Origin of the sequence: Singulisphaera acidiphila DSM 18658, from assembly GCF_000242455.2 — a bacterium.
GTDB lineage: Bacteria > Planctomycetota > Planctomycetia > Isosphaerales > Isosphaeraceae > Singulisphaera > Singulisphaera acidiphila.
The window spans coordinates 5,514,816-5,527,354 of record NC_019892.1 but is presented as its reverse complement, the minus strand read 5'-3'; the positions used below and the strand labels follow the sequence as shown (position 1 = coordinate 5,527,354).

General features: G+C 65.1%; 7 protein-coding genes. 3 read left to right on the top strand and 4 right to left on the bottom strand.

Going from position 1 to position 12,539, the window contains the following annotated elements; genetic code table 11:
* Positions 1–211: 211 nt before the first annotated feature.
* The gene (locus tag SINAC_RS21840; RefSeq protein ID WP_015247762.1) at positions 212–1,591 is read left to right on the top strand and encodes a DUF1800 domain-containing protein; all 1,380 of its coding nucleotides are present in this window, start codon (positions 212–214) and stop codon (positions 1,589–1,591) included.
* 420 nt (positions 1,592–2,011) lie between these two features.
* Positions 2,012–3,274 (top strand): DUF1501 domain-containing protein, encoded by a 1,263-nt coding sequence (locus SINAC_RS21835; RefSeq protein WP_015247761.1) that lies wholly within the window; start codon positions 2,012–2,014, stop codon positions 3,272–3,274.
* Positions 3,275–3,546: 272 nt separating this feature from the next.
* On the opposite strand, the gene SINAC_RS21830 is transcribed toward SINAC_RS21835, so the two are convergent.
* Genes SINAC_RS21830 through SINAC_RS21820 form a run of 3 tightly spaced genes read right to left on the bottom strand, consistent with a single transcriptional unit; the run spans position 3,547 to position 9,576 of the window.
* On the bottom strand, positions 3,547–5,118 hold the full coding sequence (locus SINAC_RS21830) for a TIGR02996 domain-containing protein (RefSeq protein WP_015247760.1): 1,572 nt from the start codon (positions 5,116–5,118) through the stop codon (positions 3,547–3,549).
* A complete protein-coding gene (locus tag SINAC_RS21825) occupies positions 5,111–5,422 on the bottom strand; it encodes a hypothetical protein (protein ID WP_020467191.1) in 312 nt (103 codons plus the stop codon). Before SINAC_RS21825 ends, SINAC_RS21830 begins: the two co-directional genes overlap by 8 nt.
* A 53-nt stretch (positions 5,423–5,475) precedes the next feature.
* Positions 5,476–9,576: a PAS domain S-box protein gene (locus SINAC_RS21820; RefSeq protein ID WP_015247759.1), complete on the bottom strand. Its 4,101-nt coding sequence runs from the start codon at positions 9,574–9,576 to the stop codon at positions 5,476–5,478.
* Positions 9,577–9,906: 330 nt separating this feature from the next.
* Here SINAC_RS21820 and SINAC_RS21815 point away from each other — a divergent pair, with 330 nt between their 5' ends.
* Entirely contained in the window at positions 9,907–10,848 is a 942-nt protein-coding gene (locus SINAC_RS21815; protein WP_015247758.1) for a protein-tyrosine phosphatase family protein, read from the top strand.
* Between the two features lie 46 nt (positions 10,849–10,894).
* Here SINAC_RS21815 and SINAC_RS21810 read toward each other — a convergent pair whose 3' ends face one another.
* Positions 10,895–12,031, bottom strand: coding sequence for an NAD-dependent epimerase/dehydratase family protein (locus SINAC_RS21810; protein ID WP_015247757.1), 1,137 nt, complete (start codon positions 12,029–12,031; stop codon positions 10,895–10,897).
* Positions 12,032–12,539 lie beyond the last annotated feature (508 nt).

The window sequence follows — 12,539 nt, the reverse complement described above, 5'->3', positions numbered from 1 at the left end:
GGACAGAACGCTCAGTGTCTGTCTCGGCAGGTCGGGCTTCACCGGGAAATGAAGGTGGTTTAGGTGCCACAGGGTCCGTACTCGGACCCCGTGTGCCCCAGGCCAAGGCATTCCCACATGGGTTCCGAGCATAGCACCCGGCAGATCCGCAAACACTCCGGTGCGATTCGCCTTCCGGGACAGACTCTCAGACCAAGCGAGGTATGCTCTAATGAAATCGACAACCGCTTCCCCGTGGGCCCGCTATGAGCCGACGGCCGACGACCCCTGGGACCTCCGCAAGGTCGCCCACCTGCACCGCCGCGCCGGCTTCGGCGCGACTCGTGCGGAATTACTCCGGGACGTGGCGGCCGGACCGGAGGCGAGCGTCGCGCGGCTGTTCCAGCCGAACCCGCTGTCTGCCGAGGATACCGAAGCGATCGACGGCCTGCGTCAGACAGCGCGGGCCTCAGCCAACCTCGACCTGCTCAAGGTCTGCTGGCTCAACCGCATCATCCAGGGGCCCGACCCGCTTCGCGAGAAGTTGACCCTGTTCTGGCACGGCCACTTTGCGACCAGCCACAAGAAGGTCGAGTCGGTCACTCTCATGGACCGACAGAACGAGACGCTACGGACGCACGCCCTGGGCGAGTTCGCCGCGTTCCTTGAGGCGATGGTCGCCGACCCGGCGATGCTGATCTGGCTCGACGGCGGGACGAGCAAGAAGAGCAAACCCAACGAGAACTTCGCCCGCGAGTTCCTCGAACTGTTCACGTTGGGCGCCGGGGCTTATTCCGAGCAGGATGTCCGCGAGGCCGCCCGGGCCTTCACCGGCTGGACCCGCCGGGATTCCGGAGGCGGTTTCACGGAGACACCCGGATTTGTCCGCGAGACCGCCCAGATCGACGACGGCCCGAAGACGTTTCTCGGCCTCAACGGACGCTGGGGAGCGGGGGACATCGTGCGGATCACGCTCGAACGGCCCGAGGCGGCGACCTTCCTGGCACGCAAGCTCTACCGGTTCCTGGTCAGCGAGTTCAGTACACCGGGTCCTGAACTGATCGAACCACTGGCCGAGGAGGTGAAGCGAAGCCAGTTCGCCATCGGGCCGATCGTGGGGTTCATCCTCCGCTCACGGCACTTCTTTTCCCAGACCGCGTATCGCCAGCGGATCAAATCGCCGGTGGAGTGGAGCGCCGGGCTGGTCCGAACGCTCGAGGTCCCGCGAACGGCGATCAACCCGTTGGCACTCTCGGCCGCCTGCGACACGCAAGGCCAGGAGCTCTTCGTTCCGCCGAACGTCGAGGGCTGGGTCGGCGGCTCGACCTGGATCAACAGCGGCACCCTGCTGGAACGCACCAACTGGGCCGCCGACGTCGTCTGGGGCCGCGCCGAGAACGGCTTGCTCCCCTTCGACCCCTTGGCCTGGGCCGCGCACTCCACGCTCCCCGCCAACCGCGCCCTCGGCGCCTTGCTCGCGCTCCTGCTCCAAGAGGACATCAACGACGAGGCCCGCCGACTCGTGCTCGATGCCGGCCGCGACGGCAGCCCCGACGGACTCCGTAAAGGGCTTCAGCGACTCATCAACTGCCCTGAGTTCCAACTCTCCTGAGCGCCCGGGGAGAAGCGGTGTTATCAGCGTTCTTCGAGGCTGGCAAATCCGGTCACGATGGTCCCCAAGGCCGATTTCTTGTAGCCCCGGAGGGGCGACCGTCAATAGCCAGGGGCGCAAGCCCTTGGAAATGATTGGAAACGAGATGTTTCGATTTCCTGCTGATCCCCCCGCTGCGTCCGGGCGGGCCGCTGGCCCGCCCGGACGCAGCGGGGGGAGGGGCGTGCGACTTCGCGTAAGGTCCCAGAGCTTGGCCCTGGGCTAGGAACGGTCGCCCCACCGGGGCTGCCAAAGGCAGGCATACCCACTGGCGAGCGTTCCCGTTGTCGCTTGGAACGCTGTTGAAACAGCTTCTCCGGCGTGCTCCAAAAATTCCAGATCAATTTCCCGCGATATTCTCATTAATCAAAGGAGTCCCCAATGCACCCGACTCGTCGCGAGATGCTTCGCCTGGGCCTGGGCTCGTCCGCGCTCCTGGCTTGCGGCCCAACGGTCCCGCTGTTCCTCGCCCGCTCCGCGCACGCCCTGGCCGACGACCGGCCGGATGCGAAGGGCCGGATCCTCGTCGTGGTCCAACTCGACGGTGGCAACGACGGCCTGAACACCGTGGTGCCGTATCGCGACGACGCATACCGCCAGCGACGGCCGAAGCTCGCGATCCCCGCCGGAGAGGTGCTCAAGATCAACGATCGGGTGGGACTGCACCCGAGCCTCGAACCGTTCGCGAAGCTTTTGGAGCAAGAGCAGCTGGCGATCGTGCAAGGGGTGGGATACCCCAACCCGAACCGGTCGCACTTCGACAGCATGGCGATCTGGCAGACCGCCAAGACCAAGCTGGACAAGGCGGCCCCCGGCTGGCTGGCCCGCGCACTCGACCGGCAGACCGGCCCGGACGGCGACGCGGCGGGGCTGCACATCCACGAGGCGTTCCCGCTCCCCGGGGCACTTTCGGGGGGCCGGCAGGTGGTCCCGTCGATGGCCAGGCTCGAGCAGTTCCGCCGCAGACTGGGCATGCCGCAAGGCGCGGAGGCCGCCGCGCAGATCGAAGCCCTCGACCGCCTGGCCCGGCAAGAGCGCGGGACGCCCGGCTCTCCCCTCCAGTTCGTCGAGCGTTGCAGCCTGATCACCTACGCCAGCAGCGCACGCCTCGAACAGATCCAAAAGGACCGGCCAGCCGCCAAGGCCGATTATCCCGAGTTCTACGGCCTGGCCCAGCGGCTCCAGTTGATCGCCCAGTTAATCAAGGCCGGCCTGACAACCTCGATCTACTACACCCACCTCGACGGCTTCGACACGCACAGCGGTCAGCTCTCGCAGCACGCGAACCTTCTGGGCGAGCTGGGAACGTCGCTCCGGGCGTTCCTCAACGACCTCAAAACGTCGGGTGAAGCCGAACGGGTGGTCGTTCTCGTCTTTTCCGAATTCGGCCGGCGACTGAACGAGAACGGCAGCGGAGGGACCGATCACGGCACCGCCGCCCCTGTCTTCCTTCTGGGCCAGCCGGTCAAAGCGGGCCTTCACGGCTCCCCCCTCGACCTGACCCGCCTCGAGGACGGCGACCCGATCCACAGCGTCGACTTCCGCCAAATCTACGCGACCCTGCTCGACCGTTGGCTGCAAATCCCCCACCGCGACATCCTCGGAGCGGGCTTCGAGCTGTTGCCGGTGCTGCAAGGCAGCTAAGGAATCGGCCGGGGCATGTCTCAACATCATCGACGGCGGCCCGTTCGACCTGACGTACCGGGAGATGCCGGCGTACGACCTGTTTCCCTGGACGGTGACTGCGGGTCCGCCGCCCGGGGACAGGGTCGCGATTGCTCATGGGTCGCTCGCCCGCAAACCGGGCGCGGCGCGACATGCACAGGCCGGCCAATCTCCGCAACCGAACACAATAAACATAAATAAAATGAATGTCGGATTCACCTTCCAGGAACGGCGAATGCGGCTCCCGATCGCTATGGGCGACTCATACAAAACACGGCATGCCTACAGCCAAAATAAACTGGGACCGGAAGATCATGCCCTGCCAAACATCGGCCGTATGCCGCTACGGTCCGGGCCAGTAAGTAGAGGGCCGGGCCGCTGGGTCGAGTGCCAGCCTGGAGTGGATGCCGCTGGTAGATCTGGGAGGCTTCCGGAAAGTCAGGCCCCTTGATCTGTACAATCGGCCCCTCATAACTGATCTCCTCGGGGACCTCGTCCTCTGTCACGGCCAGGTCGTTCGCCTGCACATGAAATTCGCCCCTCCACTCGAAATCGGGACTGATCCGCAAAGAGATCGCCTTGCCCCGTTTCTTCGGCAGGACACCGAGGACCTTCTGAACCCTCTTGTGCAGCTTCTCCTCGTAGACGTCGAACGGCAAGCAGTCAATTTCTGCTCGGATCTCCGCGCCCGCGAGCGCCTGGCACAGACGGCGGTATTCATTCTCAAGGCCGGCGTAGTCCTTGGCACGTACCCAAGGGTTCATGACACGGAGGGGACGGCTCCGACGCTCCTTCCAGGTGAGGCCCTGCCAACTCGTGTTGCGGTAATTGGGGGCGATGAACACTGTATCCCAGTCCACGACCGCCACGCGGTCCTCAAATCCGCTACGGTAGGTGGGCAGGTTTTTCAGGTCGTCGACGTGGAAACCTTCCGCGTCGGTCGTCGCTGCACCGCTCAAGCGAAGCCACTTCAAACGAGGTAGCCACGGCCCCTGCAGGACTTCGTCCCACAACCGGGGAGGGAAGCTACATCCGCCCAGGTCGAGCTCTTCCAGATGGGCGAATGCCGGGGATTGCCCGAGCGCCCGGATCAGTTCGACGGTCAGTTCCGTTTCCGACAGGTCAAGCTTGCGCAGGTTGGCCAAATAAGGGGAGCGGGCCATCGCCATCAGCACCTTGGGTGACGGCCCTCGCCACATGACATCGACGTTGACGGCGAGCTCTCTGAGGTTCATCCGGTAGGGAGACATCAGCCCTTCGATGAGAACCTCGTCCTCGACGAGGTTACCATTGCGGTCGTGGTGCAGGATGAGAGTGCGGAGATTTCGCAGGTGGGGAGAGTTCAAGAGTTTCGCCACGAGCCGGTCATTGCAAACGTAGAGCTTCCAGAATTCCAGGCCGGTGAGGTGATCGAGTTGAGGTAGGGCTTCAACCAGCCCGTCGAAGTCGTCGAATTGCCCGGCGTCACGGATGTGGCGGATCGGGCCCTTGCTCAAGACGGCGAGGATTTGGTCGGCCGGCCGCTCCAAGCTCATCTCGACGCGCTCGATGAAACCGCGGCGGAAGACCCATTCGGTAATCTCCGTCCCGAACTCCTCGGCCCACGTCCAGCCGTGTTGCTCCAGCAATTCAGCTTCACGAGCCTGAAGCGGCGGCCGACGCGGGTCGTCCGCGGACATCGTGTCCAGGGCGCATTGGACGCGAATGAACTCGCCCCGCTCCGGCTCACCCCGGCTTTCCAGCCAACCCGCGTACTCCAGCCGAGGCGCGTCGTCATCCGGCGAATCGATGACTGCCCGGAGCAGTGCTTGTCCTTCAGCCATTTGCATCAAGCTCCTTGAATCGCTGCTCTGTCAAGCGTCGGTCGGTCCGGGGCTGGACCAAACGACCGGCCCGAAAACGAGCCTTTTCGGGACTCCCATCGCTGCCCCTCGGCATTTCCTCGATACGGCCAGGATACCGCCCCAAAAGCCGTTCCAATACCAACATCCCGTAACCGTAGCCGTTCACAGGGGTGGGAAAGCGGAAAACAAGCGATTTGTCCTTGGGCCTTTCAAACTCCTTGTTTTTGAGGGTCTCCAAGGCGTGAACAGCCACCTCAAAAACAAAACAATCGCCAAAATCCAAGTGAATGACTCGGCGAGAGTGCCCCCCATCGGGGCGAGCGACCGAATCTCATCTCATCGCCCCGACGGGGCCACCTGGCGGATCATGGCTTCCAGCTTGGTGAAGTCGATGGGCTTGGTCATGTGGGCGGTGAAACCGGCCTCTCGGCTTCGCACGATGTCTTCCTCCATCCCGTACCCGGTGAGGGCGATCGCCGGCACCGGCCCGCGATGCGTCACGATTCGCCGCATCAGTTCCAGGCCGCTGCCGTCGGGCAGACCGATGTCGCTGACGATCAGGTCGAAGACTTCCGCCTCGGCCGCCTCCGTCGCCTCGGCGATCGTCCCCGCCGTCGCGACGTTGTGGCCGAGGCTTCGAAGTAGTCTCGCCATCAGCCGGCGGGTCGCCTCTTCGTCTTCCACCACGAGGATCTTGAGCGTGGAGGTCGGCGCCGTAGCCAGCTCGCTCACGGGATGCCCCCCTTGGGGCGTTCCCTTTTCCTCGACTTCGCGACTCGGCAAGGCGTTGAGCGTGATCTGAAACGTGGTCCCTCGGGACTTCCCCGCACTCTCGGCGGTGATCGTCCCGCCGTGCGCTTCGACGACGCCCCGGCAGATCGCCAGCCCGAGTCCCAGGCCGCCGAATCGGCGAGTGATTGAGGTCTCCCCTTGCTGGAACGGGTCGAAGATCGTCGGCAGGACGTCCGGTTCGACCCCGATCCCGGTGTCGGAAACCTCCACAATGAGGCGGTCCTGCTCGCCCCCCTCGTTCCGGGTGCGGAGGCAAAGCGTTCCCCCATCGGGCGAGAACTTGACGGCGTTCTTGATCAGGTTCCAGAAGACTTGCTGGAGCCGGGCCGAGTCGGCGTTGACGTGGTGGCGGTCGGCGGCGAGGTCGAGGGTGAGGCCGATGGTCTTGCCGAAGACCTCACTCTGGCAGACTTGTAAGGCATGCCGAATCACGTCATGGCAATCCGCCACGCCCCAGTGAAGCGGCATCTTCCCTTGCACGATCCGCATCACATCCAGGAGGTCGTCAATCAGCCTCGCCTGGAGGTTGACATTGTGGCGGATCATCTCCAGGGTGGGATGGATCTCTTCGTGGGGGGTCGGCCGGTCGAGCATCGACGAGGCGGCCAGGAGGATCGGGTTGAGCGGAGTCCGCAGCTCGTGCGAGAGGACGGCGAGAAACTGGTCCTTCGCCCGGTTCGCCCGCTCGGCCTCCTCCTTCGCGGCCCGCCTCTCCTCGTCGGCCCGCTTGCGGTCGTCGATGTCGGTGGCCACGCCGACCCACGAAATGACCTGCCCCTCCTGATCCTTGACCGGCACCCCCTTGGCAACGTGCCAGCGGTAGGTCCCGTCCGCAGCCCGGCGGAAGGGGATCTCCACCTCGTAATTCGCGCTCCGGGCGGCGGCGGTGCGCCAGACCTCGCGCACCCGGTCGCGATGGTCGGGGTGGATCGCCTGCATCCAGCCGCTCCCCTGGGAGGCCGCTTTCGACAGGCCGGTCAGTTCGAGGAACCAGGTGTTGCAGTAGGTCAGAGAGCCGTCTGCCTCGGCATACCAGACGACTTGCGGCGACACTTCGATCAAGGTTCGGTAGCGATCCTCGCTATGTCGAAGCCGATCGTCGGCCCGCTGCCGTTCAATGGCGACGCCCGCGGTTCGGGCCAGAAGTTCCACCATCTCCTGGTCGTAAGGAGTGGGGCGCTGGGTTGCAGGGAAATAGAGAGCGAAGGTGCCGAGCACGTTGCCCTCGGAGGACGGGATCGGGGTGGACCAACAGGCGCGAAACCCGTAGTCGAGGGCAAGGTCCTGGTAGTCAACCCAGAGAGGGTCGTTGGCAATGTCGGCGACGATCACCTGCTCGCCCCGATACACGGCCGTCCCGCAGGAGCCATTGGCGGGGCCGACCAGGACCGGATCGATGGCGCTCGCATAACCGACCGGGCAGCGGCGGCCGGCGGCGTGGTGCAGGCAACGCCCCTCGTCGTCGGCCAGCAGCACGGTGGCAACGCAACCGGCCGATTGCCGCTCGACGGCCTCGCACAACGCTTCCAGCACGTCTCCGAGCGGTGCGCCTCGGGCCATTTGCTCGAAGATTTTCCGCTGGTCGGTCAACAGCAGTTCGGACCGTCTCTGCTCCGCGACGTTCCGGAAAACCATCACGACGCCGACAACCGCCCCTTGATCGTCCCGGATCGGCGCTGCGCTATCCTCAATGGGGGTCTCGGCCCCCTCCCTGGCGATCAGGACGGTGTGGTTGGCCAGCCCGACGATCACCCCTTCGCGGATCACCCGGGCGACCGGGTGCTCGGCCGGCATGCGGGTCTGCTCGTTGAGGATCCGGAACACCTCTTCCATGGGCCGGCCCGACGCTTCGCCCTGAGTCCAGCCGGTCAACTGCTCGGCGATCGGGTTCATGAACCGGACCTGCCCGTGGCCGTCGGTGGCGATGACGGCGTCACCGATACTCGCCAGGGTCGTGGCCAGCCACCCCTCGCTCCGGACCACGGCTTCCATGGCCCGCTTTCGATCGAGGCCCACGGCAATCCCGTTCGCCACCGCCGCCATCGCCTCGAAGACCTCGTCGGAGAGAGCGTGGCGGGCAAACATCGCCCAGACGCCAACCAGCCGTTCTCCCACAACCAGCGGAAACCCCGCGAAGGCGACCATCCCCTCGCGCTTGACCCAATCCTGGTTGGGCACATGAGGATCCCCGAGCACCGCGTTGGTCAGGTGGGGCCGCCGCTCCCGGGCGATCGTACCGATCTTGAACCGGCCGACGGGTATCCGGGCGTGCGCCCCATCCAGATGCGTGTAAATCCCGGCGCTGGCGCGAAGCTCCAGCAGCGTCCCCGCCTCGTCGGCCGTCCAGATCCGCGCGAACGCTCCGTCAAGGTGGCGCACGGTCGCCTCGACGCAACGGTCGAGCATTTCCCCGTGCGTGGCACTCTCCGTGATGACCAGCCCGATTTCCCGGCCAAACTCCGCAAGCCGGCTCCGCTCCGCCCGCGCTGCCTCGGCCTGCTTCCGCTCGGTGATGTCGCGCAAGTAGGCCGTGAACAGGGCGGACCCCGTCGTCGCGATCCGGGTCACGGCCAGTTCGACGGGGAACTCGGTGCCGTCGGCCCGCATGGCCGCGACCTCGATCCGCTTGCCAAGTATCGGGGCTTCGCCCGTGGCCCGGTAGTGGGCCAGCCCCCGGCGGTGTGCCTCGCGCAAGGACGGCGGGACGATCAAGTCGCACAGTTCCCGGCCCAAGGCGTCGGCCCGGCAATACCCGAACGTTTCCTCGGCGGCCGGGTTGAACTCGACGACCTTCCCTTCCTGGTCCATCGTGATGATGCAGTCGATCGCCGCCTCGAGGATCGCCGCCTTGCGGGCCTCACTCTCCCGCAACGCCCGCGCGGCCACTCGCTGCTCGGTATCATCACGGAAGACGAGGACGGCCCCCTGAATCGCCCCCTCCTCATCTCGAATCGGCGCGGCGCTATCGTCGATCGGCCGGATGGTGCCATTCCTCGAGATCAAGGCCGTGGAGTTCGTCAGGCCGACGATCCCCCCGGTTCGAAGCGCGTTGGCGACCGGCGACTCGACCGGCTCCCCCGTCTCCTCGTCGACGATGCGAAAGACCTCCTCGAGCGGCCTTCCCAACGCCTCGGCGCTGGTCCAGCCGGTCAGGTCCTCGGCGACCCGGTTCATCGAGACGACCCGCCCCCCCGCATCGGTGGCGAGCACGGCATCCCCGATGCTCTGGAGCGTGATGTCCAGCCGTTCGCGAAGCTCGTGCTCCGCGTGCAAATGATGGAGCGCCTCGCGAGCGCTCTCCTCGGCCTTCTGCCGCGCCGATCGCATGGCCCCGCCCATCAGGGCGATCGTCAGCCCGACCAGGGCAAAGACGAGCGTTCCCACGCGGACCTCGACCCCGCCGATATCCAGGCCCCCCGACGGCAAAAAGAGGACCGTGCCCGCGAATCCGCCCAGGCAGAGCGCCAGGATCGAGGGTCCGAACCCACCATACCAGGCGGCGAAAGCGACGAGGGCGAAGTAGATGGTAAAGGGATAGCGATCTCCGACGAGCGGGCCAAGGGCGAACCGTAACGCCGTGGCGATGACCGCTCCCACGACGGCGGCGCCGTATCGCAGAACGGTGGATTCCGGAATTCTGAGCATCGGGGTCATTCTTTCCACAAGACTGTCTTGAGGCCCGCTCGCGAATGTCCTCCGGCGACTCACCGTACCAAACCCACGGCTCTTGATCGGTTGCAGTCGCTGGATCCCTTCTTTCTCGACGCGATCTATTGTATCAAGCTTTCACCCAATCCATCCGCGCGGATGTTGGCTCGCTTCTGAATGCCACGCCCAGAATCTCCCGGGGCTGACGCAAGCAAGTCCGAGCCGCTTCCTCTCGCTCTTGAATGGCAGAACGAACGGGCCTATTCTCTGCAAGAGTGATGATGCCATTGCACGCAAGCGTGACACAAATAAGAGGGAAACGGCAGGATGACCCGTGGAAAAGGTTGCGGCTACGCTCTGCTGGCGATCCTCCTCGTCGGACCTGGGGCCGCTAGCCCTCCCCTCGCGCAACGAGTCGATGGACCTGGAATCGAGAATCTCTTTCGGCTCGGCCCCGGCCTTTACAGCGGCGCTCAGCCTGAGGGTCAGCCGGGGTTCGAAACGTTGAAGCGGCTCGGCGTCAAGACGATCCTCAGCGTGGACGGTGCCCGGCCCGACGTCGAGCAAGCTCGACGACTCGGCCTACGATACGTCCACCTGCCGGTCGGCTACGACGGAATGACCCGAGAACAGGTCGTGCGCCTGGTCCAGGCAGCCCGGAGCCTGCCCGGCCCGCTGTTCATCCACTGCCACCACGGCAAGCACAGAGGCCCCACCGCCGCAGCCGTCTGCGCCATGGCAACCGAGGCTTGGGACCAAGGACAGGCCCAAGCCTGGCTTGAGCAGGCGGGCACAGACCCGAAGTACAAGGGATTATACGCCACGACGAATCAATTCATCATGCCTTCATCCCTGGAACTCAAGCAAGTCGGCCGTGCCCCCCTGCCCGAGCAGGCCGAGGTGCCTGGCCTCGTCGAGGCAATGGTGCAAATCGACGCGTCCTGGGACCGGCTCACGGCGGCCCAAAAGTCAGGGTTTCGCTCCCCGCCCGGCCGGCCTGAACCGGACCAAGCCCACGAGGCCACCCTCCTGGCCGAGCACTTCCGCGAAGCAGCAAGGCACGACGAAACCAAAGCAAGGGGGAAGGAGTTCACCCGGTTAATGTCAGACGCCAATCAAGACGCCGCCCTCCTGGAAGCGGCGATCCAACGCGTCCAGACGACCGCAACCCCCGCCAATACGCAAGAGGCCGCGGCCGCTCTGACTCAACTGCGTCGGCGCTGTTCGGAGTGCCACGCCCGCTTCCGTGACCAGCGAAGCGGACGCTGAATCCGGGAAACCGGCCTCTCCCGGTAGGCCAAGCGAGCGACCCGTCTTACCTCGCAACGACGTCGGCCGCTCCGAGATCGAGAGCCTGGCTCTCGACCCCCTTCCTGAACTTGAGCCAGGGGGCCCGACCCGTCCGCTGAAAGTCGGCGAGAGCCTGATAGATCGACTGGATCGGTGGCGGATGACGCAGACCGAACGCAGCGTCGGCACGATCACCCTTGACGTGGAGCCGGAGAAAGCCCCCGGCCACGGCGGCGGCAGAGAGGGTGACGCCTCGACCCCGCACCAGTCGATCGACACAGCCGGCGATGCCCGAGAGCGGCCGTTCCCAACCATCGGCGATCGGGACGCACCAGCGGGGGCGGCCCGTCAGTTCCGCGACGAGTTCCGCCTGCTCGCGATAGCTCATATAAGGCCCGACCAGTGCAAACCGACGCCCCGACTCGAGCGATTCCAAAGCGCGTTGGTGAGCCAAGGCGAGTACATGGGCGTCGATCACCGGAATTCCTCCGGCTGGCAGAAAGGCCACCGGGGTCTTGGCCATTTCGAACAGGACCTTTGTCGAGGTCGGCCTCGCATCCCTCGGGCCGATCACCATCCCCGGGCAGAGCACAAGGGTCGAAAGTCGCCCCCCCTGCCCGGCCAGAACATCCCGCTCAGCCTCGCGTTTCGACTCCAAATAAGGCGAACGGACCCGCTCGAGGTTCCAAGGCGTCTCCTCGTCGGCCGGGCACTCCGCACTCCCGGCAGCAAGCGTATGGAGGGTCGACGTATAGACAAACCGCTCAACCCCCGCCGCCGCACAAGCCGCCAAGAGCCCACGCGTGGCCTCCACATTAACGGCCCGAGCCTCGCCATCGGGGTCCGAAGCCAGGTTGACCCAACCTCCGCAATGGGCAACCCCCCAGGCCCCCTCGACGGCCCGCGTGCGAACTTCAGGGTCGCACAGATCGCCGAAGATCCAGTCGACCGAAGGATCCTCGGGATCCACCCGCGGCTTCCGCCTGACCAGGCCGCGAACCCGATAACCCGCCGCCGCCAACTTCCGGGCGACATGCCCCCCGACAAACCCGCCGGCCCCCGTCACAAGAACGGTCCGCTTCTCCCTCGAACTCGACGCCGTTACCGCCTGGTCCGGGACAGCAGGCTCGCTCGCCTCAACCAACTCCGTCCGTCGGTCCATTGTACCCGGCTCCTCGTCAAGGTGACGGTTTCCACATACGAGAATCGACCTTGGAGAATACCACGGCCATGAGAGGAACCAGTCAAGAGAGCGGCCAAACAACAGCCCTCCCTGATGCCATACCCCTTCAACGGACAGCCTTCTTCAACGATTTCATCGATCGCCTGAAGAGTCTTCTCCGATAATCCTGCATGACCGCAAGCGAAACCTTACGGCATATCAAGGCGACGTCGAAGACACATTCCACCCTCCTCCGTCCGCCGATGAAAAGCAAGCGGGAATCTCTACCAAACGTCAGAGGGGACGTAATCGCTCGAGCCCCTCGGGGGGGGTCGCAATCCTGCCCCCCAGCACTCCGCGCTTCGGACCACCCTGAGTTCACTTCCGTTTGCGAGCCCGTTCACGTAATTCCTCCAGGCGATACGTCAGCACGTGTTCCGGATGGCTCCAGGTAAAAGGGCCTCGACACGTTCCGAGGCCACGCTCAGCTCTATTGGCCCGATATCGG